Annotated in this window: 20 protein-coding genes and 1 riboswitch; of the genes, 13 read left to right on the top strand and 7 right to left on the bottom strand. The window is 48.9% G+C overall.

Features of this window, described 5'->3' with window-relative positions; all coding sequences use genetic code 11:
* Positions 1 to 254 precede the first annotated feature (254 nt).
* The 7 genes from AOA63_RS08325 to AOA63_RS08295 all read left to right on the top strand — a co-directional run bounded on the left by AOA63_RS08325 (position 255) and on the right by AOA63_RS08295 (position 8187).
* The gene (locus tag AOA63_RS08325) at positions 255 to 746 is read left to right on the top strand and encodes a (2Fe-2S)-binding protein (protein ID WP_053959261.1); all 492 of its coding nucleotides are present in this window, start codon (positions 255 to 257) and stop codon (positions 744 to 746) included.
* Positions 733 to 1506, top strand: a complete 774-nt coding sequence (locus AOA63_RS08320) for an FAD binding domain-containing protein (protein ID WP_053959260.1) — start codon at positions 733 to 735, stop codon at positions 1504 to 1506. Before AOA63_RS08325 ends, AOA63_RS08320 begins: the two co-directional genes overlap by 14 nt.
* Positions 1503 to 3650 (top strand): xanthine dehydrogenase family protein molybdopterin-binding subunit, encoded by a 2148-nt coding sequence (locus AOA63_RS08315; protein ID WP_053959259.1) that lies wholly within the window; start codon positions 1503 to 1505, stop codon positions 3648 to 3650. The genes AOA63_RS08320 and AOA63_RS08315 overlap by 4 nt, the downstream gene beginning before the upstream one ends.
* Positions 3651 to 3762: 112 nt before the next feature.
* The gene (locus AOA63_RS08310; RefSeq protein WP_053959258.1) at positions 3763 to 4326 is read left to right on the top strand and encodes an ureidoglycolate lyase; all 564 of its coding nucleotides are present in this window, start codon (positions 3763 to 3765) and stop codon (positions 4324 to 4326) included.
* A complete protein-coding gene (locus AOA63_RS08305) occupies positions 4326 to 5393 on the top strand; it encodes a ring-opening amidohydrolase (RefSeq protein ID WP_053959257.1) in 1068 nt (355 codons plus the stop codon). Before AOA63_RS08310 ends, AOA63_RS08305 begins: the two co-directional genes overlap by 1 nt.
* A 264-nt stretch (positions 5394 to 5657) precedes the next feature.
* Positions 5658 to 6842: an amidase gene (locus AOA63_RS08300; protein ID WP_171822658.1), complete on the top strand. Its 1185-nt coding sequence runs from the start codon at positions 5658 to 5660 to the stop codon at positions 6840 to 6842.
* A 1-nt stretch (position 6843) separates the two neighbouring features.
* A complete protein-coding gene (locus AOA63_RS08295; RefSeq protein ID WP_053959256.1) occupies positions 6844 to 8187 on the top strand; it encodes an amidohydrolase family protein in 1344 nt (447 codons plus the stop codon).
* Positions 8188 to 8261: 74 nt separating this feature from the next.
* Here AOA63_RS08295 and AOA63_RS08290 read toward each other — a convergent pair whose 3' ends face one another.
* Complete coding sequence (locus tag AOA63_RS08290) at positions 8262 to 9473, bottom strand: MFS transporter (protein WP_053959255.1); 1212 nt, start codon at positions 9471 to 9473, stop codon at positions 8262 to 8264.
* A 758-nt stretch (positions 9474 to 10231) separates the two neighbouring features.
* The gene (locus AOA63_RS08285) at positions 10232 to 10702 is read right to left on the bottom strand and encodes a hypothetical protein (protein ID WP_053959254.1); all 471 of its coding nucleotides are present in this window, start codon (positions 10700 to 10702) and stop codon (positions 10232 to 10234) included.
* Between the two features lie 814 nt (positions 10703 to 11516).
* Here AOA63_RS08285 and AOA63_RS08280 point away from each other — a divergent pair.
* From AOA63_RS08280 to AOA63_RS08260, 6 genes are all read left to right on the top strand, one after another.
* Positions 11517 to 11741 (top strand): hypothetical protein, encoded by a 225-nt coding sequence (locus AOA63_RS08280; protein ID WP_053959253.1) that lies wholly within the window; start codon positions 11517 to 11519, stop codon positions 11739 to 11741.
* 147 nt (positions 11742 to 11888) lie between these two features.
* On the top strand, positions 11889 to 12302 hold the full coding sequence (locus tag AOA63_RS08275) for a hypothetical protein (RefSeq protein WP_053959252.1): 414 nt from the start codon (positions 11889 to 11891) through the stop codon (positions 12300 to 12302).
* Between the two features lie 90 nt (positions 12303 to 12392).
* Positions 12393 to 12515 carry a hypothetical protein gene (locus tag AOA63_RS20360; RefSeq protein ID WP_278276967.1) on the top strand — a complete coding sequence of 41 codons (123 nt, stop codon included), beginning with the start codon at positions 12393 to 12395 and terminating at the stop codon, positions 12513 to 12515.
* A 1181-nt stretch (positions 12516 to 13696) separates the two neighbouring features.
* Positions 13697 to 13891, top strand: a complete 195-nt coding sequence (locus tag AOA63_RS08270) for a hypothetical protein (RefSeq protein WP_139061529.1) — start codon at positions 13697 to 13699, stop codon at positions 13889 to 13891.
* Positions 13888 to 15111, top strand: coding sequence for an MFS transporter (locus AOA63_RS08265; protein ID WP_053959250.1), 1224 nt, complete (start codon positions 13888 to 13890; stop codon positions 15109 to 15111). The genes AOA63_RS08270 and AOA63_RS08265 overlap by 4 nt, the downstream gene beginning before the upstream one ends.
* A 618-nt stretch (positions 15112 to 15729) precedes the next feature.
* Positions 15730 to 15839: riboswitch (SAM riboswitch) on the top strand.
* A 65-nt stretch (positions 15840 to 15904) separates the two neighbouring features.
* The gene (locus AOA63_RS08260) at positions 15905 to 17128 is read left to right on the top strand and encodes a trans-sulfuration enzyme family protein (protein ID WP_053959249.1); all 1224 of its coding nucleotides are present in this window, start codon (positions 15905 to 15907) and stop codon (positions 17126 to 17128) included.
* Positions 17129 to 17141: 13 nt separating this feature from the next.
* On the opposite strand, the gene AOA63_RS08255 is transcribed toward AOA63_RS08260, so the two are convergent.
* The 5 genes from AOA63_RS08255 to sufD form a co-directional block, all read right to left on the bottom strand.
* Positions 17142 to 17459, bottom strand: coding sequence for a non-heme iron oxygenase ferredoxin subunit (locus tag AOA63_RS08255; RefSeq protein WP_053959248.1), 318 nt, complete (start codon positions 17457 to 17459; stop codon positions 17142 to 17144).
* The gene (gene sufB / locus AOA63_RS08250; RefSeq protein WP_053959247.1) at positions 17460 to 18860 is read right to left on the bottom strand and encodes a Fe-S cluster assembly protein SufB; all 1401 of its coding nucleotides are present in this window, start codon (positions 18858 to 18860) and stop codon (positions 17460 to 17462) included. It abuts the gene before it with no gap.
* Positions 18861 to 18935: 75 nt separating this feature from the next.
* Positions 18936 to 19358: a Fe-S cluster assembly sulfur transfer protein SufU gene (gene sufU, locus AOA63_RS08245; RefSeq protein ID WP_053959246.1), complete on the bottom strand. Its 423-nt coding sequence runs from the start codon at positions 19356 to 19358 to the stop codon at positions 18936 to 18938.
* A complete protein-coding gene (locus AOA63_RS08240; RefSeq protein WP_053959245.1) occupies positions 19355 to 20578 on the bottom strand; it encodes a cysteine desulfurase in 1224 nt (407 codons plus the stop codon). Before AOA63_RS08240 ends, sufU begins: the two co-directional genes overlap by 4 nt.
* Positions 20575 to 21864 carry a Fe-S cluster assembly protein SufD gene (gene sufD / locus AOA63_RS08235; RefSeq protein ID WP_053959244.1) on the bottom strand — a complete coding sequence of 430 codons (1290 nt, stop codon included), beginning with the start codon at positions 21862 to 21864 and terminating at the stop codon, positions 20575 to 20577. The genes AOA63_RS08240 and sufD overlap by 4 nt, the downstream gene beginning before the upstream one ends.
* Positions 21865 to 21869: the final 5 nt, after the last annotated feature.

Here is a 21869-nt window from a genome sequence, read left to right as displayed (position 1 = left end):
GGGATTTCGTCAATGTCTCGATGATATCGTGATGCATGGAACCCGAACATTTTGGGTATTAGCTCCGTCATTGTTTTGGATAAAAAGCCAAAAACTTGCCGCAACTATTAATAAATCTAACAGATCATTGTAGTATTTCTTAGAACCTCTGCCAAACGCGCATGGTTTGAAGAGAGTTTCGAGGGCTGATGCCTTGGACACCATGGCAGGCCAATAAGTGATGAAAGTGTTGACGATGGAGATGAACTGTTCACATGTCCCATCTGGAAGACGAGCTTTATGATGTTTCACTGGTTGTGAATAATCAACTGCATATCCTGAAAGTTCCTGCAGAAGAACGTCTTCTGACCACATTACGAACCAGACTGCACATTTTTTCCGCACGTTATGGTTGTGGTACGGGACATTGTGGATCTTGTGTCGTGTTAGTTGATCATGAGCCGGTGCCCAGTTGTCTTGTCCTCACTATTCGTCAAAAAAACCGGTCGATTCAAACCGTTGAAGGATTTGAAGATGACGCCTTGATGAATCAGTTAATGGCGGCCTTTAGTGAAGAACACGCCGCTCAATGTGGATATTGCACCCCAGGACTCTTGCTCAGTGCAAAATACTTATTGGAGAGCAAAAAGGATATCACAGATCAAGATCTTCGAGCGGGTCTTTCATCACATATCTGTCGCTGCACAGGATATTACGCACCTTTACGCGCCATTGCGAAAGTGAGGGACAATAATGCGCTGGATTGAGCCTTCCACTATTGAAGAAGTGCAAACATGTTTGGCGCAACATGTTCCTATCATAGGGGGTGGTACATGGCTTCTTCAAGACGGTCATAGTCCTCAAGCTGTGTGTGATTTGACAGCATGGGCGGGGATCTTAGGGATTAAGCGCGATGAACAGAATTGGACTCTTGGCCCTAATATTACGTTAAATGCGTGGCAGCAGGCATTAGGTGTTAACCATCCGATTTCCCAAATCTTGAGTCTGATGGGATCGCCAGCATTTCGCCGGGTTGCTACAGTCATTGGTGTGATTGCCAACCCACAACCCGTAGCGGACTTATATCCCCTCTTGCGCCTATTGCAGTCTTCTGTCCGGTATATTGACACGACCCATGTTGATATCCAAAACGATGTCTTAGATTGGCCAGAAAGCGCTCAAGAGCGTGCCATAGTGGGGGTGAAGGTGCCAGAAATTCCTAAGGATTCCCGCGTTTATTTTCGTAAGTATGCCAAAGGGCGGATGACCCGCCCGCTAATCAACTTCACGGTCATCATGACGCCTCAAGGTTCTCATTGGAAAATCACGTTTATGACCTGCGGATTATCTCCATGGCCGCTACAAGGCTCGGCTTGCGGTACTTTGCGCGAAGTCGATCAAGCTATGAGGCAATGGGTATTAGACCGTGAGGGCGTCAACCGCTTTTATCAGGCTCTCATCCTGAATATGTGGCAAGACATCTATCAACAGTGGTGGAATGAGAATAATAGGGGAATCGCATTATGAGAAAATGGGCTTTGAGCACGAGACCCCGGTTTGCTCCGGATATACTGGATCTGGCCTCTGACGCCTTAGTTTGTGGCGTGATTGAAGCAGCCTCTGCTCCGTGCACGGCACACATACAAAATCTTGATTCGTTAAGACAAATGCCTGGTGTGGTAGCCATTTTGACGGCAGATGATGTGCCCGAACATCCTTTTACGACGGCGGGACAACCCGAGCCGGAGCCGTCCCCTTACGATATGAAGATTTTAAATAGCGTGCTCCGTTATCCAGGAGAGCCCATCGCGCTCATTGCCGCTCGTTCCGAAAAAGACATCAAAGCGGTACAACAATATGCCGATATTGCTTATCAACCTCTTCATGGCCCCTTTCATGAAGCAAATCCTTCGAATGTGATGAGTCAATGGGATCTTCAGAGTGAGCCCTCAAGTGAATCAGGGGGTGAACATTTTCGTACCACGGTTCGGGTGCATCGGGTAAGCCACATGCAATTAGAACCTCATGCCGCTTTGGGTTACTTTGACGAAGAAAATCGGCTGGTTATCGTGACTACCACCCAAGTTCCTTATCATGTTAGGCGGATTGTCGCCCGGGCACTCGGGTGGCCCGTATCGCGTATTGTGGTCCAAGCGACTGATGTCGGTGGGGGATTTGGCGGCAAGCAAGAAGTGATTGTGGAACCATGGGTTGCATTATTAGCTGTGTGGACCAAAAAACCCGTCAAAATGATTTTAAGCCGCCGGCAAGAGTTCACCATCACCCGCACACGGCATGCGGCCACGTTAAACGTGGAGAGCACGTGGAATCATACGACATTACAAAGCATTGATCTGAAAGCTGATGTAGAAACGGGTCCCTACGGATCGCACGGGCCCACTGTGGCCCATAATATGGGTTTAAAGTCGTTGCCCCTTTACCGGGCCACACATTACCACTTTCATGGGCAAGTGCGTTATACCCCAGGACCTGTAGCGGGAGCCTTTCGTGGCTACGGGGGACCCCAAGGAGCTATGGCTGTTGAAACCCATATCAATCAAATAGCCCATGCCAAAGGTTTATCGCCTGCTGCCCTTCGCCATGCTATTTTGGCCAAAAAAGGCGATGCTCTCGATATTTTTGCCTATGATGGGATGGTCAAACGCCAACATCATAGTGACTTGCGGGAACTGTTGGAGATGACCATGGCACGAATTCAATCGGGTCCGCCTGTGGGGGAGAACGAGGGCATTGGTCTAGCCATGAGTATGCAAGCAAGTGGAGTGCCGGGCCAAGAACTGGCTCAAGTGGTGATTCATGTGGATGAGGACGGCAGTTTGGTGGTGAAAACCGGCGCAATGGACATTGGACAGGGGTCTAAGGAAGCTCTCGCTCGCATTATTTACGGGGCATTAGATCTTCCTGTGGATTTTATCCCGATTTATTTTTCCATGGGGAAGACCGCGGATAATGGATTTGATTACGGTACTTATGCTTCGTCGACCACATATGTTACCGGTTATGCGGCCTTTAAAGCGGCGAGGATTGTGCGTCGTAAGATGCTAGCGTTGGCGCGAAGAATGTCACGGGCGTCATCAACTCCTTTAAGTCCTCTTGCCGCGTGTTGGTATCAAGTGGCGCACGCTAGTTTTTACGGGCCTTGGCGACATCCGATTATGGCTCAGGGCATTGCGGCGCCTACGGATTCTCCTGCTCCCTTTGCCATATTGGCCGTTCGTCTCAAAGTCCACGATACGGGTCAATTAGACATTCAACAAATGGTTATGGGTATCGATGTGGGCAAGCCGATCAATCCCATGGGCCTTCAGGGACAAATTGAAGGTGCTGTTGTGCAAGGGCTTGGCTATGCGCTGTGCGAGGAACTGGAATTAGATGATCAGGATGGTCATGTCCGCAATGCGTCACTTTTCGATTATGCATTGATCAGTCCTCAGGATATTCCGCCCTTAGAGATTATTATTGCTGACCATGAAGAACAGACGGTGCCCTTTGGGGGGAAATCCGCAGGTGAGGTGGCCTTAGCTCCTGTCGCTCCCGCCATTGTGGACGGAATTTTTCAGGCTAGAGGCATCTGGATGACTGAGTTACCCATCACGATGGAACGCCTGTGGTACGCCTTACAAGCCCAACATGAGACCATAACCCGTTAGAGTCCTGTCTGACCCATATCGAGGTCTCAAGATGAATACCATGAAGTAGGAATATCCCTAATAACTGGTTTAACCCGTACTGAATTTTTCCATGTCAAGGAGCGATGATGAAATGACAAGCACAGACGAAATTTTGACAATACCGGTAAAAGAGGCGACAGAAGAAGCGGTGGCTCCTTACGGTATGTTATTAGGTGAAGGAGTACATCGTCCAGGACTTCCCATTCCTTTTTATCAAGGCAGCGTGGAGGAAGGAGCCAATTTGGATTTTGTGTGCCGTGGCAAGCCAGTCATTCGTACAGCTCGGATTTCTCGGCGTGATACCGAAGTACTCTGGTTGGAATATCATACCATTTTAACGCAGGTTTTTATTGGACTCGGTTCCGCTCCCTTTGTCATGGTGCTGGGGCGCCCTGAAGAGAATGCTACAGTTCCCAATTTAGCCCAAGTTGAAGCATTTAAATTTCCACCGGGTCACGGAATCATGTTATGGCAACGGGTGTGGCACGATTTTCCCATGGCGATTCATCATCCGGTGACCATTTTTACCATGAATTCGGAGGAAGTGGTGGAAGCCTTGGCATCGCAACCGATTCCAGCAGACATGAACCGGGGTGATGTCTATAAAGTGCATGTCAAGACGCATACCGGCAAACATTTGCGGGTTGATATGTGATGGAAACGCGGATCTTTACGGGTTTTATGAATCATCCCAGCGATTTTTCCGAGCTGGAGGCGGCAATGACCCGCCATGAAATTGATCCATTTCGCATTGTCGCCATTCTGGGAAAAACCGAAGGGAACGGCGGCCGAAATGATTTCAGTCGCGACTTGGCGGTCGAGAAAAGTCGTCATGTTTTGGCCGCTTATTGGCATCAAGAGCCGGCAGTGATAGAAGACAACGTGCTGTTGTCATTTTCCGGAGGCACCGAAGGCGTTACCACACCTCATTACCGGGTCTTTGAGACACAAGGAAGCTTTCCCTCCACGCCATTATATGAGCCAAGGCTGGCCATCGGGCGGGGACGGACACGCCATTTTCGTCCGGATGAGGTGGGGACGATGACGATGGTTGAAGAAACCGCTCATACGATTCGTACGATTATGGAGAAAGCCCGAATTGATCCACACGATGTGCACTTCGTCCATGTGAAAGGGGCCATTCCTTACGAATGGCCGCCGACATCTCCCCGGAACTCCATGGCCTATTCCCGGGGTGCTTCCGCATTGGGAGTGGCTTTAGCCTTAGGCGAAGTCAATTCACAGGATTTGAGTGACGATGTGATTCTTCAGGATTTTGCATTATATAGCCGGTGTGCCAGCACCTCCAGCAAACCCGGATTGCCGTATTCCGATATCATGGTGCTGGGAAATTCGCCATGGTGGAATGGCAATTTGGTCATTGCCCACACCGTAATGCAGGATATTTTAGACGCCCAATCGGTGATTTCGTTGTTCGAGGGATTGGGGATTTCTAGCTCTCAGCTTTGCCAGGGAGACATTACTAAACGGATTCATGGCGTCTTTGCTAAGGCTGAAGCGGATCCGCGCCATAACATTCGAGGGTATCGTCATACTATGTTATCGGATGATGATATTGATGATACGCGTTATGCCCGCTGCGTCGTGAGTTCCATTTTGGCGGCAATTACGGGCAATCCTGCGGTGTACGTGTCAACTCGTGCTGAACATCATGGGCCACTAGGAGGAGGACCCGTGGCAGTGATTCTTTCGATATCCTAAGACAAATACCTACTTACATAGTAGGCATATAACGTACTACCATAAGGGATTTAATAGGGTGAGCGGATATTTTTCATAATCTCAATCAATTTTCCTACGTAAAACCCTTAAGTCCTAAAGACATGAGGTCCAGGGAAATGCCTCGGCGAGGGGATTGGCGCGGACTTTTGCCCCAGATCATTTTGTAGAGATTTCACTAAGTAGGGAAGATAGGGAAGATCGCGTGGGAATTCGCAGTAATCCGGTAGAAGGGGCGAGTTGTGGATGATTAATGATACGTTGCAAGCATTTTTCGATACGTCTTGCATATTAGAACCTGAAGGTCAGGGAGTGCTAAGCGGCACAACCTTTGCCGCCAAAGAGGCGTTTGATGTGAAAGGCTTTATCACCTCGGGCGGCAATCCCGATTGGTACCGGACGCATTCTGCGGCTTCAAAGACAGCTCGGGCGATTACTCAGCTTTTGCAGGCAGGAGCGCGTCTAGTCGGCAAGACCCACACGGATGAATTAATGTATGGATTAAATGGTGAAAATGTTCATTATGGTACCCCAGTTAATCCAAAGGCCCCTGATCGTATTCCGGGAGGATCTTCGAGTGGTTCGGCATCGGCGGTGTCGGGTAAATTAGTCGATTTTGCTATTGGAACGGATACCGGGGGGTCTGTCCGGATTCCGGCCAGTTATACGGGAATTTTTGGATTTCGTCCAACCACGGGCAGGATTTCACTCGAAGGTGTTATCCCTCTTTCTCAAACCTTTGACACGGTGGGATGTTTAGCACCCGATCCTTACCTGCTAGAAAATGTCGCCAATGTCTTGTTGGATCACTCTAAGACGCCATCAGCGCATAATTTTACACGTGCGCTGGTAGCATCTGACGGCATATCTCGTGTGGACCAAGAATTAGTGCCGGAAGTGGAAGCAAAGATTTCGCATATTGCATCGTTTTTTTATACTGTCCGGCGAGAAGTGATTGCAGAACCGGGACTCGATGTCTGGAGTCAAGCCTTTCGTATTATTCAAGGGTATGATATTTGGCAGAATTTTGGTGCCTGGATAACTGAGATTGAGCCTCATTTTGGTCCGGGTTTTCACGAACGGTTTTATTGGACCCGGACAATAACGCGAGAAGAACGCGATAAGTGGGCCCACAAGCAGAAGGAATGGCGGGAAGAACTGTGGAATCGAATGCGCGATGATACGCTCATTATTCTGCCTACAGCACCGGGAATAGCCCCATTAAAAAATACCCCTCTAAATATTCTTAATCCTTTTCGGGACCGTGTTTTGCAACTCACGTGTATTGCAGGGTTAGCGGGATTGCCTCAGGTTTCTATGCCGTTATTGATGATTCACGGAGTTCCTTTTGGCATTTCGGTGATTGCCGGCCCCGGCATGGACGAAGAATTATTGGCATGGGTGAGAGCGTGGGTCGAAGGGGAGGCATAGCATGTTAACATGTATTCGGAAAACCATGGTAGTGACCATGAATGCATCCCGCGATATTTTACCCCAGACCGACCTGTGGATAGAAGACCGGAAGATTGTGGCAATAGGTTCTTATGCACATCATCCCGACCGCGTGATTGACGGAAGGAATATGGTTGCGATCCCTGGATTGGTGCAGCCGCATATTCATTTGTGCCAAACCCTATTTCGCGGTTTGGCGGATGATCTGTCTTTGTTGGATTGGCTGGAACAACGCATCTGGCCCCTTGAAGCGGCTTTAGACGGGGATGCCATGCGGGCCTCGGCGCAATTGGGAATCGCTGAGCTGCTTGCGGGGGGCACGACAACGATTTTAGATATGGGCTCATTGCATCACACAGAACACATTTTAGACACGATGTTAAAGATGGGCATTCGCGGATATTCGGGCAAATGTCTTATGGATCGACCTAATAAATTTTTAATGCAATCTAAAGAGGATGCGATGCAAGAAAGTTATGATTTGGCTCACCGGTGGCATGGACTGGATCAAGGGCGGGTGCGTTATGCGCCCGCGCCGCGGTTTACATTATCGGCTAGCGATGCCTTGTTTGAAGAGGCCCGCACATTGGCCGATGCATTCCATACGGTGTTGCATACTCATGGTGCCGAAACCCGGGATGAAATTACTGAGGGGATAAAGCTTCACCGTCGCCCCCCTATTGCCCATTTATTCGACCAACAAATTCTGTCTCCATCTCTCGTCATTGCCCACGCGGTGTGGATGAATGCCGATGAAGAAGATATGGTGGCTACCTCACAGTCTAAACTGGTGCATTGTCCGTCGTCCAATCTAAAATTGGGGTCAGGATTTGCGCCGACGGTTCGGTGGCGTCAAAAAGAACTGACTTTTGGGATTGCAGCCGATGGAGCACCATGTAACAATCTTCTGGATGGATTTCAAGAAATGCGGACGGCAGCGCTTTTAGCGAAGCCGGTGTTTGGCCCCACCTATCTATCTGCTCCTGAAGTTTTTGCTCATGCCACCATCGAAGGCGCCCGGGTCTTAGGCTTGGAAGATGAAATTGGGTCGCTCGAAGTCGGCAAAGAAGCCGATATTGTCCTCCTTAATTTCCGTGGACCTCATCATCAATTATGGGATATGACACCCATTTACAGTCAGCTCGTTTATCAAACGCGGGCGAGTGATGTCTATCTCACCATGGTCGCGGGGAAAATTGTTTATGAAAATGGCCAGTATCCCTCCTTACGTCTTGATGAAGTCGAGATAGCGGCTAGGGAGGCACTTATCCGCGTGTTGCGGCGTGCTGAAATGGAACCCTTGTTGTCATGGATGACAACATAGCCTAGGGTCTAACTGATTCGCACCATTTTTCTGCAGACGCGGGTGCGGTGGCAATCTTTGTTGATCTCGCTCATTCAAGGCATGGAAAATCCCGCTAAGGTATCCCGCCGCAAACCCCAGGTGAGGGCCAGAGCCAACAGGGCGAGTAGGGCACCACCATAAATGAATAACGGCAAAGCACCGGTTACGGCATCGAGTGCCGCCGTTGCGGCGAATGCTAGGGGCAGTAACCCTCCGCTACCAATCTGAAGGAACGCCGACACCCGGCCCCTCATGTCGGCATTGACGGTGGCAAGAGCTCGCGATCCGATGGCGGTATTGACCAGGGCTGTCGCAATACCTAGGATGAACATTAAGAAGAGGACAAACGCAAACTGATCGACGAGCCCCATCGTCATTTGAATAATACCCATCACCGATGGACCGAACCGGATCATGGAGATGGCCCGTGCGCTGATGGGTTTTACAAGGAAAAGAACCCCTCCAATCCCCATGCCAATGCCCCAAAATGTCATGCCCAAAGCATAGCCACTGGTTCCTTCATGCAGGATTCGAAAGTATGAAGGCAAAAGGACGTCAAGGGGTGCTGAGAGCACATTCGTCGCCAACGCCAGGAATATGAGGGAGGTTAGGGATCGGTGTGAACGGATTACGGCCACGCCTTCCCCGAGCGCAGCCCGGAAGCGGATGGATGACCGGCGTTGTCCGGGTAACCTGACGACCAGGGCACAGGTGCCCGACACGCCGTATAGGCAAGCCGTTCCGAGAAAGGGAAGAAATCCATGGAAGATGACCACAAAGAAGCCGCCAATCATGGGTCCCAGAAAGATCGCAAGACGAGAGATTGATTGATAGATGCCAAGAGCGGTTGATAACTGGCTTGGCGGCACCAGATCAGCCAGAAAACTTGTGGTCGCGGGTGAGTAGAGCCCAGTGATGGCACCCAAAACGGCAGTCATCGCCAATAATACAGGAACCTGTGGGCACAAGATGAGGAGGATCGTCCCAGCCCCCAGGATAGTTGTTCGCGTCAGGTCTAAGAGGCCAAGGATCAATCCTCGTGATGCCCGATCGGCCAATACTCCTCCCAATAACAGTAACATCAGCTGTGCCACCGAATCGACAGACAGCGCCAGGCCGGCAACGGGCGGCCCGCCCAGATGCACGGTCGCGGTCCACGTGATAACCAGCAATAAACTGGTAGAACCAGCGGTGGACATGAGCTTCGACACCAGCATCAGGAATATCCGGCGATTTTTTAAGATGTCCAAGGATGATGTGCTCACCAGTTCCTCCGTTTCCAACGGGCAGTTATCACTGCCGATACCTAGGCCTACGCGACATCTCATAGTGCTGTGATGAAAGTTTGAGCGGCGACAGTATATGACAAACCATGGGTTTAAGAAGGATTAAACTCGTTAAGTTTAGAATATCATCATCACACCATATTTCGAGAAGCTATTCACCAATCAATTAGACCGACCCCTTGGTTCGTTACGGGGACCTAAGAAAAGAATCATTAAGACGGATAAAGGCTCTGTTATGATTGGGAGAAAGAGGGTATATGTCAGGCATCGCGTCAAAGTGAACCCATCTATTGCAGAACCAATTGGGCTGCCAAGAGACAAAAACATGCCAACGATGGATATGACACGTCCACACATGCCGGGATCACTTCGCGTTTGCCGAAGTGATGGGAGGCTGATATCAACAAGTCCGTGGACCGGGATCTCTTGCACGTTGAGACGCATTGGGACGCAATATTTCTGTCGACGGTCATGGGGTCGGTGACCTTGCCAAAACCGTTACATGTTTTTTGGACCTTCTTGACCGCGGGTTTTCGAACCATATTTCTTTAAATTTTCTAGCCGAGTTAATGAGAGGGGTTCACAAATCAAGATTTGGCTCCAGTATGCGAAAAGGTGCTTGAGTCCCCAAAAATTTGTCTGGATTTTGCGCCTGACAATGACTCCGGTCGGTGCGATTCATGACGATAACAGGGACTAACAGAACGTGGACTTGGTTCTTTCGTCTTAGAATTCCGTTATGTAGAAGCCGCAGTCGTTTTAAGGGGTTTTACGGCAAACACAGCGTCTCCTGAATACTGATGGCCGCCAACAGACCAATTCAAGTTAAGTTTTATGTCGCCGAAAAACTGAGGAGCATTTGATGGCCATTGAATATTAATTGCTGGATTTTTGTTATTATTGGCTAGTTTAGAGTTTGAACTTGTAGTAAACAACCTTCGCCACTGGGGTTGGGACTTTGTTTTTGTGAAGATGGTTAGGGTCGGATCGGATGCCTTGGTCCCTACGTAAATGGCTGTTATACTTAAACGAGGTATCGGTATAACTTGTACATTCCATGATGTCATATTGTGATGGCTGACCATGGTAGCATATGCGTCGGTAACAGACGCTGAATTCTTAGTTGAGGTCTTGGTTCCACATCCCGTCAAAACTCCAGTTAGCGCTATAATAGTGGTTAACGAAAATCGTATAGCTTTGGTCATCATTGTGATTCCCTCCCGTGATCCTTGGACAAGACTGATCGAACTTCAATGCTATAGAATCTATTTGACAAATCGTTTCGACTTCTTGGACCAGACTCGAGATATTTATCACAGTTATTTCTTGCGAGGGTATTATCCTCACCGCTTACGTCCGAAATCGACCGCTCAGAGCGTACTAATTGGTATGTTAGGGTTCATTACTTAGCGCTTACGAAAATACAGGTAAGACGAGACTTGAAGGAATCATATAACGCACGTTGTGGAGACTCTCAACCGCCGAATAGCTATCCATGGGATCAGACGTCACTGAGTTTTCCCCCAAAAGTCCGTTAGGTAACCGATTTTTGGTGATTTCTTGTGGCGAATGGCTCATTCCTCTTTTAATTTTGACTAAATGCCAATTGATATATAAGTCTGACATCCATTATGGCATATGATAAAATACTACATCTTACTTTACACATGTTCAATTGCTTAAGACAGCATACGGAAGTCCTCGAGGGTTCATGCGAAGCTAATCGTTTTGTGTCTCAGCGGTCATGATGTTCCCGTATGTTCTCCGCGTGCTGTCTCATGGGTAACCCGAGCGTGGTGATTTAATTCATTGATGGTGGACCCAACTTCGCGTAAGCATTGGATTCTTACTCCCATGTTAGATGAAAGCTGAGGTGTAAATTGGGGATTCTGCCCCGAAAGCGTATCCGAGAGGCAGACGTGGCCTGACCAAACCAGGTTGTTAGATTCGGTCTCTACAACACAGCATTTTCCATTGGATTTCCTAAAGATCGCTGAAAATCTATAAGGCGGTCCGAATGGGATGACTACGCCTAGTGTCCTATTACTCGATGTATTACGCACGGGGAGTGTCGACCACATCGATTTTCTGAGCCAGACGGTGGCGAGGTTCTTACAGCAATTGATGGACGCCGACGCGGCCCAGCAGATTGTCACGGATTTGCAGCACCTTCACCTTGACCGATGCCAACAACGAAATCAGTCGCGGATGGCAGAGTGTAGGCAATTGGCCAGACTATTGGATTAATTTGTACGACTACCACCTAAATGATTCAAAAAAGAACATTAACGCCTCACCGACATCAATTAATTTCGGTAACGACAGTTTTCTTTGACTTTACATGGAATCATTACGACGATGTTAACGCTCCGAATACCTAAAGGAGGCTTACTGATGCGCCGGAACCGGGGATGGGTTATGCTCGCGTTAGCTCTTCTAATCATCACAACCGCTTGTGGCCGGGGGCCAACCACCGGGATACCCGAACCATGGCCGTCGGCAAAGCATTGGATGGTAACGTATGCCCATCCCGCCAAGCAGGTTTCGTTTATTGGAGCGGCCGCGAATACCGGGACGGGATTCCAAGGTATGATGGTGTTCAACACGGATAGCTCTGTAATGTTTACGATAGGTTCTCATCAGGTACGAGTGCCTGGAGGGTCGACGGTCTACGTAACCGTCAGTCCAACGCACCAACACCCCGTTATTGCGGTTTCATACCGCAAGTTACACGGACACAAATGGTATCCCATATTCAGAATTCCGAAAACCGTCCGTAGCTCCAATGTAGGGCAGCGCCACAACTAGCCAGTAATTATGCCAGATCCCTCAATTTATTGATGAGGTCAATGGCACCTTGGCCTTCGACGCGTTGAAGGCCAATTTCCTGGCTCCATAGTGGATGATCCGTTATTTATGGCTGGGGAAGACATTCACGGATGTGGTCAATTCGACAGGTTTGAGTCTTCTGAAGCCATTGTTGCCACCACGGATTCGGTCCGTGTCACGGGCATTCATTAAGATATACATGTAATGGTACAGGTTTACCGTAAGAATCGGAGGCCATGCGGCGAAAACTCGTCCAATTTAGCCGGACAGTGGGTGAGTTATATCAAGGTTAGCAGTTTTTGGCCCTGATCTCCGACCATGTCGGATTCGCTCAAAGCCCCTCTTTACTATGCCATCTCAGATCGGTGAATCACCAACTTGCAGTGGGGATTTTTTACTATCGCTCACCTAATGGGTTTATACCACAATTCTCTTAACGCCAACCGTTTCGAAAATCACCTTATCACTGAGCAGACACTGACAATCCTGGCATTGGTTTCTGAATTTCACGTCTTTTTCCGGCACTGGTTATGACAATATACCAGGGGGCATTGACCCTGACGATCCAACACATTATCCCGTTCGTTGATGTCCCTTGCCTACTAATTATCTGAAGGATTTGACACTATGTGTGCAGCTTTTATCATCGATCTTCGGACGCTTACTTCACGGTGCCTCGACTGCAAATCGTTCCGTCACTGCTGAAGCCAATTCTCTCTCTGGCTATGGACGTTACTCACACAACGCCTTTTGCCGTGTGCTTGGGATTTAACCGAAGGAAATCCACACGGTGTGGGCAGAACCTCGGTTTAAGCATGCCTCTGACTAACCGTGCCATTAGTAACCTGAAAAAATTTTTCAATTGGTTTTGTAATGGTTATCATGTTACGAGATCTATATCTTGATCTTGCACCTACGCCTTAGGATAATGAGATGTCGCCACGGTCGGTGGGAAACGCTGCCTATGAGATCCGGTATTTGCCATGGCATAACTCGAGAGATCGCTATAACACAAGTCGGCTGGACGAACTCACCTCGCTCAAGCCGTTTGATACTTGTATGCGGCTATCACCGATTATCTCGGCTTTCAGTCTTGGAACGACGAAAACAAAGTCATGGTGCGGACTCCCTGTGGAAATCCCGATAACTAAGAACTCTCGCGGTCGGGAAAGAGATTGACGCAGACGCAGAAGTTCGCCGGATTCTCATAATGTGGGTTATCCGATTTTCAGAAGACTACGAGCTGGTATCGGGTATTGCGAGACTGCTAACGCGGGGGGCAATGAGGTCTAAAGCTTCTCTCGACGGAGAATGACCTTGCCAATACCAATACGAGGAAGATGCTTCAGGAAATCTATCCAGAAAACATAATCGTGGTTAATAGTGAGGTGGCTCAAGCATTGACGGAATGGCTTGGAGGCGCAGACTTTGGTACCATGTACGCTCTTCGCGATGTAGCCAGTCGACAACCTAGCGATGTTACCGACTGCCTGTTGTGGTTAGTGTCCCAATCGGGTCAGTCCATCACGGGAATCATTCAGGTTTTGGATGTAGGGTCTTCGCTATGAAGGAGCGTTCCAAGGAATCGACTATTAAATACTATGTTGTGATGGCCCTGCGTTCTCTTGCTGATGGAATGCGAACGGTATTAATACCAATCATGGCGGCCAACGTTACTAACGCCGATGTTGGGGTAGCTGCGGCAACAGCGGTTTTGAGGGTGCCGTGGTTAATTTTCGGCTTGCCATCTGGAGTCCTCATCGACCGTGTCCACAAACGACGGCTGTTTTTGGGCGGAGCTCTGTGTCTTTCCGCGATAAGTGGGGCAATGGGCCTTGCTATCTGCGAGGGCAAAGAAACTCTCCTAGTGGTTCTTTTCGCGGCCCTCCTTATGGGATTTTTGGACGTTATAATGGATAACTTAGCGCAAATAATGCCTCGACTTGTATTCGTTAAGGAGCGTTTATCCGAAGTTAATTCTAAAGTTTCTCTTATCCTAACGATATTTGCCTTCTTGGCGGGGCCAATTGCAGCTCCTCTATTGTTCAGGTTCTCTGGCAGCGGCACGTGGGCACTCATCGCATTATTGTACGCATTGGGTGGACTCGTTGTCATGGGATTGCCAGGAGCTTGGGTGCCAGAGGCCGACCGGCATGGATCTAACCTCTCGGGGGTATTGCAAGAATTAAGGTCCGGGATGACATGGCTTTGGCAACATGCATCAATTCGCACCTTGGCTCTCGGGTCTTTCGGACACAACTTTTTTGGCGGAGGCACTACGGCACTGCTCGTTTTGTTGGCGGAGCATACGCTTCATTTGGGAAGCACCGGTTACGGCCTATTGATCGCTGCCAGTTCCCTGGGTGCGACCCTGGCATCTAGCATCACAAGTCGTAAGTCTTCGTTTCTTCGCTCAAGGTATCTTCCAGTTGCCAACTTTATTATCGGGGCATCGGAATTGACCCTGGGATTGGTTCGTTTCGCCCCTATCGCTTTTTTGGCCATGGCCGGACAGGGGGCAGCAACCATCATATGGAACATCATAACGGTCACGATGCGTCAGCATGAGATTCCCGAGGCCCGCATAGGCACGATTAACGGAGCGTACCGGTTTATCGCATGGTCAGGAATGCCTGTTGGCGCGATAGCCGGAGGGTTTGTTGCCAGCGCATGGGGCATTACGACACCGTTTATTGTTTCAGGAATTGCCATTATGTCCCTTTCTCCGTGGCTGTACAAAGCGCTTGTTGCTCCGCTCCTTGAGTCCAGAAGTAAGGTGCTGCGGTAATGAATCAATCAGTGAACGTTCCCCGAGTATTAAATTGGTGATAGTCGAGCGGAAAAATATCCCAAGGAATGGAGCATTGCACAGTACCACGCGATCGTTATGTTGTCGACGTCCCCCTGTACAAGTACTGGCTTAGGAGGATAGCGAATCCTAGACGAGGGGGAGAGCAGATATCTTCTGCGCCATAGCTAAGCTGTCTCCGTCAGGGCTCAGGAACTATATAACTATAAATGGACGGTCGGTTACCGCAGACATAGCAGCATGGTTGGCGAGCAGCGAATTGACGCGGTTACTGGTTGGTTTGGACTTTCCCTGTCCACGGCAACATGACGATAGTTGTGTCAAGTTTGGAAGTGATTACGACGACATCACTCAACTACTGAAGATAGTAGTGGCTGACCATGGGTCACTGGGGAGCCAGGTGCGGTCCCTTGTGCGATTACGAACAATGGCCTGATATTTGGCTAAAGACAATGCTTATCATGGAATTCTCCTGCATGTGACGCCGCGTCATTGATCTAGTTAACACATCCCTCGTTTTGAGTACTTTTTTGTGAGTCATATCGCCATATTGCTGAATCCGGCGAGATATGTTAAAGTGCATTCAATTGTTAAAACCTCTTATCGAGAGCGGCGGAGGGACTGGCCCAATGAAGCCCGGCAACCCCCAGATGATTATCGTCTGGTTGGTGCTAATTCCTGAAAGACAAAGTCTTTCAAGATGAGAGGGAACGGGTATCGCCACCCCTCCCTCGATGGGAGGATTTTTTATGAACATGAGGAGGCGTTTACCTTGAGCCAACAATGGCGAAGGAATACATTATTAGTTCATGCGGGAACTCCTGCACTAGGCGACATCGAGCCTACCGCGTTACCCATTTTTCCGTCAACCAGTTATCGTTCTCGCTCAGCCCAAATGTTAGATCAACTAATGGGTGGAGAAATCGAGGGCTTTTCCTATGCCCGTCATGCTAATCCCAATGTGGAAGCTTTAGTTGATGCTATGAAGCAACTTGAACGGGCCGAGACCGGAATTGCGACGGCTTCGGGAATGGCGGCCATTGATGCGGCTGTATATGCCACTCATGTTGAACCAGGGGATACGCTCTTAGTCAGTCAAGATGTGTATGGCGCGTCGTTGAATCTGTTAAGCACCGTGTGGGGTGAAATGGGGGTGAAGGTAGTCATTGAAGACTTTACCGACCTCTCTCATTTTCAGAAACTTCTTCAGCTTCACAAGCCGCGAACGGTTTTAATGGAAACATTGTCTAATCCCTTGTTAAAAGTATTGGATATTCCGCAAATTGTTGGCTTAGTTCATAGTTTAGGTGCTCAACTTATCGTGGACAACACCTTTACCACACCGCTCATCATGCGGCCTCTAGAATGGGGGGCTGATCTTGTGGTGCATAGTGCAACTAAATATTTGGGTGGACATGGAGATGCGATGGGCGGTATTGTTCTTGGGCGAGAAGAATATCATAATCGTCTTCATCAATATTTAAAGTTGCGCGGGGCGGTATTAGGTCCTTTTGAAGCATGGTTGATTCACCGGGGACTCCGCACGCTGGGCGTTCGTTTCGAACGGCAGTGTCACAATGCCGCCAAATTGGCCCGGATTTTACAGGAATCCCAGATGTTTACCCGGGTCTTCTATCCCTTATTTGTAGATCACCCGACGCATACGGTGGCAGAACGACTGTTGCCAGCGGATTTGGGTGGGGCGGTGGTTACCCTAGACTTAGGCGGCGGTAAAGAGGACGTGTTTCGATTTTTGGACCATCTTCAACTCGTCGCTTCAGCGACAACGGTTGGGGATATCTATACCTTATGTCTGTATCCTTTAATTGCTTCACACCGGAATCAAACACCCGAAGAACGAGCCAAAATGGGGATTACGGATAGTATGGTTCGGATTTCAGTAGGATTAGAAGATCCCGAAGATATCGCTTTAGATTTGATTCAAGCGGCATCGGCCGTGCGTATTTCCGATTCGTTGGTCACACAAAAAGAATAGGCGAGATTTTCGCCTATTCTCGTTCTGTGTCAATGAAAATATCATTTCCTTCAACTTTGACCGGATATGTCCGAATGGGAGCATAAGCGGGAAAATGCTTGGCTTCGCCCGTTCGGACATCAAATTGTCCGCCATGGCGAGGACAATGAATTAAATACCCTTTCAAATCACCTTCAGCCAACGAGGCCTCGGCATGCGAACACAAATCATCTGTCGCGAAATATTGGTCTTTCACCCGATATAATGCAACATCTTCGTTATCCAATACGACCAGCAAGGGGTTTTGCTCTTTCAGGTCTTCAACCGATGCTACCCGAACCCACTTAGCCAATTAGCCAATTGCTCCTTCCATCTCAAACTTGATGAGACGATTCATCTCGACCGCAAATTCCATGGGCAGTTCGCGTGTGAAGGGTTCAATGAAACCGAGGATAATAAGGCGCGTGGCTTCCTCTTCGGTTAAACCCCGAGCTTGTAAATAGAACAGTTGTTCCTCACTGACTTTGGTGACGGTAGCTTCATGCTCCATCTCGGCCTGACTGGTTTCCACTTCACTATAGGGCAGGGTATCATTGACGGATTCGCTGTCCATAAGTAACGTGTCACATTTGACATTAGACTTGGCTCCGATAGCGGTTTTATCGAAATGCACCAGGCCCCGATAAGTTGTTTTCCCTCCATGTTGGCTGATGGACTTCGAGACAATCGTTGAAGTGGTATTGGGTGCCATGTGAATCATTTTGGCGCCCGTATCCTGGTGTTGATTGCGGCCCGCCACGGCAATGGACAAAACACTACCCCTTGCCCCTTCTCCCATTAAATATACGGAAGGGTATTTCATCGTGGCTTTGGATCCAATGTTACCATCAACCCACTCCATAGTCGCATTTCTATAGGCGACAGCGCGTTTCGTCACAAGGTTATAAACATTGGGCGCCCAGTTTTGAACTGTGGTATAGCGCATCCGTGCGCCATCCTTGACGATAATTTCCACAACAGCTGAGTGCAATGATTCCGAATTGTAACTGGGAGCGGTACAGCCCTCGACGTAATGCCCAAAGGAATCTTCATCGGCGATGATCAAGGTGCGTTCAAACTGTCCCATGTTCTCCGAGTTAATGCGGAAATATGCCTGAAGGGGAATATCGCTTTTGACCCCTTTCGGGATATAGACGAACGAGCCGCCAGACCAGACAGCCGAGTTGAGCGCGGCAAATTTGTTATCTTCGGGCGGGATGACGGTACCAAAATATTCCCGCACCAGATCCGGATATTCCCGCAATGCCGAATCCGTATCGAGGAAAATAATGCCTTTTTCCTCCAAGTCCTTGCGAATAGAGTGATAGACAACCTCTGATTCATACTGGGCAGAGACGCCTGCTAAGAATTTGCGTTCGGCTTCAGGAATGCCTAAGCGTTCAAAGGTGTCTTTAATGGCCTGTGGCACTTCGTCCCATGTACGACCTTGATTTTCCGATGGTTTAACATAATAGATGATATCGTCGAAATTGAGCTTGCTGAGATCAGCTCCCCAATTTTGCATTGGCTTTTTATAAAACACATCCAACGCATGTAGACGGAAATCTAGCATCCACTTGGGTTCTTGTTTGATCCGGGATATTTCTTCAACCGTTTCGCGGCTTAAACCCCGAGCAAACTTAAGAACCCCAACATCCCCGTCGTTAAACCCATATTGATATTCTTCGTTGACTATTGTGGGTTTACTAGCCATGAAAGTCCCTCCTTTTTGGTTTTGGTACTCAACGTTTAAACAGGTTGACCTGAAGTGTTATAGAATGGCAAGACCTTATTCACTCGATTCGGCCATAGCCTTCTCAAATGCATTGTGTGCTAAAGTTGCGCATTTGACACGGCTCGGAAATTGGGAAACACCGTGCAGAGCTTCCAAATCCCCTAAGGGAATATTAGAAGTGCCTCCGGTCACAAAATTTTTAAAATTGGAAGTCAAGGCTAAGGCTTCTTCGATAGTTTTGCCTTTAATAGCCTCGGTCATCATGGATGCAGATGCCATACTAATCGAGCAACCTTGACCACTAAAACGGATGTCTTGAATTTTTCCATCTTGAAGCAAGAGCTCTAATTGAATTTGATCGCCACAGGTGGGATTGAGCAGACCCACAACTTTTGTGGGATGATCCAAATGACCATAGTTTCGTGGCGACTGATTATGATCTAAGATGGTCTCCCGATAAATTTCATCTAAGTTCATCGCTTAAAATACCTCTTTGTCGCCTCAATGGCATCGACCAATTCATCGATATCACGATCACTATTGTACAAGTAAAAGCTCGCGCGTGCCGTGGAGCCAACATCAAGCCAATGCATGAGAGGTTGCGCACAATGATGGCCGGCACGGATGGCGATACCACGCGAATCAAATACCTGGGCAATGTCATGAGGGTGGATTCCAACAATATTAAATGCCACCAGACTGGTACGGGGATATTCTGGCCCATAGACCACGACATCACTTAAACTCGCGAGTCTCCTATAGGCCTCCTCCGCAAGCATCCGACTGTGTTCTTCAATTCGCTCCATACCGATAGCGGATAAATAGTCTACAGCGGTTCCTAAACCAATTGCCCCCGCAATATGGGGTGTCCCTCCTTCAAACTTCGCAGGCAATTCCGCCCAAGTGGCGTCATCGCGGTCCACATAGGCAATCATCTCTCCGCCAAACATAACCGGGTCTGCGGCCTCGAGTAAGGCTTCTTTACCCCACAGCACACCAATACCTGTCGGTCCTAACATCTTATGTCCGGAAAAAGCAAGAAAATCAATTCCTAATGCCTGAACGTCGGTGGGTTGATGAGGAACCGATTGGGCTCCGTCAACCACCATAATCGCCCCCACTTGATGGGCCAAGCTCGCGACGTCGGCTATGGGATTGATTGTGCCCAGAACATTGGAGACGGCGGACAATGTCACAATTCGGGTGCGTTCGGTTATCTGTTGTTTAACGGCTTCAACAGTGATTGTGCCATTGGGCTGCAATTCGATAAATTTCAGCTTGGCACCGACACGCTTGGCTAACTGTTGCCATGGGATCAGGTTAGAATGATGTTCCATGGGAGAGAGGACGATTTCATCGCCCGCTTCCAAAAACTTATCCCCCCACGCGCGGGCAATCGTATTCAGGCTTTCGGTGGTGCCACGAGTAAAAATTACTTCACGAGGAGAATTAGCATGAATAAAGCGTGCAATCTTTTCTCGGGCTTCCTCCATGGCCGTTGTGGCTTCTTCTGCGAGGGTGTGGACGCTGCGCAAAACATTGGCATTGGTCGTTTCATAATATTGCACCAACCGGTCAATAACGATTTGGGGTTTTTGTGAGGTGGCAGCCGAGTCCAAATAGATTAACCGGTGTCCATTAATTTGCCGTTTTAAAATGGGAAAATCCTCGGTAATATCGACCAACGCCGTGATCATGCGTCCAACTTCCTTTCTACCGATTCCCACACCGAGTCCCGGAGAACCGGACCGGGCAGCGCGTCGACTACTGGCGCTAAGAACCCATGAACATATAACCGGATGGCCTCACGTTCAGATAAGCCCCGCGCCATGAGATAGAACAGGGCAATTTGGTCAATGGGACCTGTACTGGCTGAATGGGCCGCGTAGACATCATTGTCATTGATCAGTAAGGATGGCACCGCATCGGCGCGGGATTCATCTGATAGCATCAAAGTCTGCTCTTTTTGTCGACCATCAGCCTGGACGGCACCATGTTCAATGTTCGTGATCCCATGAAATGCGCTGCGTCCCTGGTCTTTCATCACGCCTTTGGCGATAATCCGGCTGGTTGTGTAAGGAGCGGAATGAATAATCTCCGTATCAAAATCTTGTCGCTGATGGCCTGATCCAAAAAACACCATGGTGTGGGTGCTTTGAGCACCTTGTTCTACCAAATGGGTATGATCGCTAGCTATGGTAAGATGGCCGCCAAATTCGCCAATGCTCCAGTCCACGACCGCGTCCTTTTGGACGAGCGCAGAACGGTGCATAAAAACCTCTGCGTTGTCAGAGAGATTTTGCACGGCCCCATAATGCACCTTGGCGTCTTCCTTAGCCAAAACCTCGACGACACTGGAGAACAAGGTTTTCTCCTCAAATTCATTGGAAATATACCGCTCAATGACAGTCATTTGACTTCCTGGCTCCGCCACAATGAGGGTGCGCGGAAAAAGGCTGCGAACGTCATGACTGAACTGTCCATAATGCAGTACCAACAAGGGTTCTACCATTCGGACATGCGCTGGGACTTTAATATAAAGCCCTTGATCCCATAACGCACCATTTAAGGCTTCTGCACGACTGATCGGAGACGTCCCAATCTGTCCTAGCACCATGCTCAGGTCCTTTTCATATTTTACGGCGGCCTCTTGTAAGGGCATGACTACTATACCTTGTGATGTCCAGTCTTGGGGTATACTGCTCGCGACAAGACGGTCGTTAGCAAAGGCAACATAAGCCGGTGAAATCATCGATTGTAAGATATCATGAGGCACCGTGACGTTTGGAAACACCGCCGTCAATGGGATCTGATCCAGTTGTCGTTCTCTTAAGGGTGTTTTCTCCCGTTTGGGCCACGAGTAATCGGGCAGCTTCTCTAAATAGGATAAACGCCAATTACGAAGCCAAAGAGGCTCTTGTTGACGGTCCAAAGTGAGAGAGCGAATATCTTCAAGCCATTTCACATCGGTCGACGTATTCATTGGAG

It is taken from the genome of Sulfobacillus thermosulfidooxidans, assembly GCF_001280565.1.
Classification (GTDB): Bacteria; Bacillota; Sulfobacillia; order Sulfobacillales; family Sulfobacillaceae; genus Sulfobacillus; species Sulfobacillus thermosulfidooxidans_A.
The sequence above is the reverse complement of the archived record's forward strand: the minus strand, read 5'-3'. Positions and strand labels throughout refer to the sequence as shown.

Bases quoted from the DNA above. Each gene is read 5' to 3' on its own strand.
- AOA63_RS08275 (WP_053959252.1), top strand. From the start codon at position 11,889: ATGCGCCGGAACCGGGGATGGGTTATGCTCGCGTTAGCTCTTCTAATC.
- AOA63_RS08295 (WP_053959256.1), top strand. From the start codon at position 6,844: ATGTTAACATGTATTCGGAAAACCATGGTAGTGACCATGAATGCATCC.
- sufD (WP_053959244.1), bottom strand. From the start codon at position 21,864: ATGAATACGTCGACCGATGTGAAATGGCTTGAAGATATTCGCTCTCTC.
- AOA63_RS08265 (WP_053959250.1), top strand. From the start codon at position 13,888: ATGAAGGAGCGTTCCAAGGAATCGACTATTAAATACTATGTTGTGATG.
- AOA63_RS08305 (WP_053959257.1), top strand. From the start codon at position 4,326: ATGGAAACGCGGATCTTTACGGGTTTTATGAATCATCCCAGCGATTTT.
- AOA63_RS08320 (WP_053959260.1), top strand. From the start codon at position 733: ATGCGCTGGATTGAGCCTTCCACTATTGAAGAAGTGCAAACATGTTTG.
- AOA63_RS08240 (WP_053959245.1), bottom strand. From the start codon at position 20,578: ATGATCACGGCGTTGGTCGATATTACCGAGGATTTTCCCATTTTAAAA.
- AOA63_RS08300 (WP_171822658.1), top strand. From the start codon at position 5,658: ATGATTAATGATACGTTGCAAGCATTTTTCGATACGTCTTGCATATTA.
- sufB (WP_053959247.1), bottom strand. From the start codon at position 18,860: ATGGCTAGTAAACCCACAATAGTCAACGAAGAATATCAATATGGGTTT.
- AOA63_RS08285 (WP_053959254.1), bottom strand. From the start codon at position 10,702: ATGATGACCAAAGCTATACGATTTTCGTTAACCACTATTATAGCGCTA.
- AOA63_RS08280 (WP_053959253.1), top strand. From the start codon at position 11,517: ATGACTACGCCTAGTGTCCTATTACTCGATGTATTACGCACGGGGAGT.
- AOA63_RS08310 (WP_053959258.1), top strand. From the start codon at position 3,763: ATGACAAGCACAGACGAAATTTTGACAATACCGGTAAAAGAGGCGACA.
- AOA63_RS08315 (WP_053959259.1), top strand. From the start codon at position 1,503: ATGAGAAAATGGGCTTTGAGCACGAGACCCCGGTTTGCTCCGGATATA.
- AOA63_RS08325 (WP_053959261.1), top strand. From the start codon at position 255: ATGTCCCATCTGGAAGACGAGCTTTATGATGTTTCACTGGTTGTGAAT.
- sufU (WP_053959246.1), bottom strand. From the start codon at position 19,358: ATGAACTTAGATGAAATTTATCGGGAGACCATCTTAGATCATAATCAG.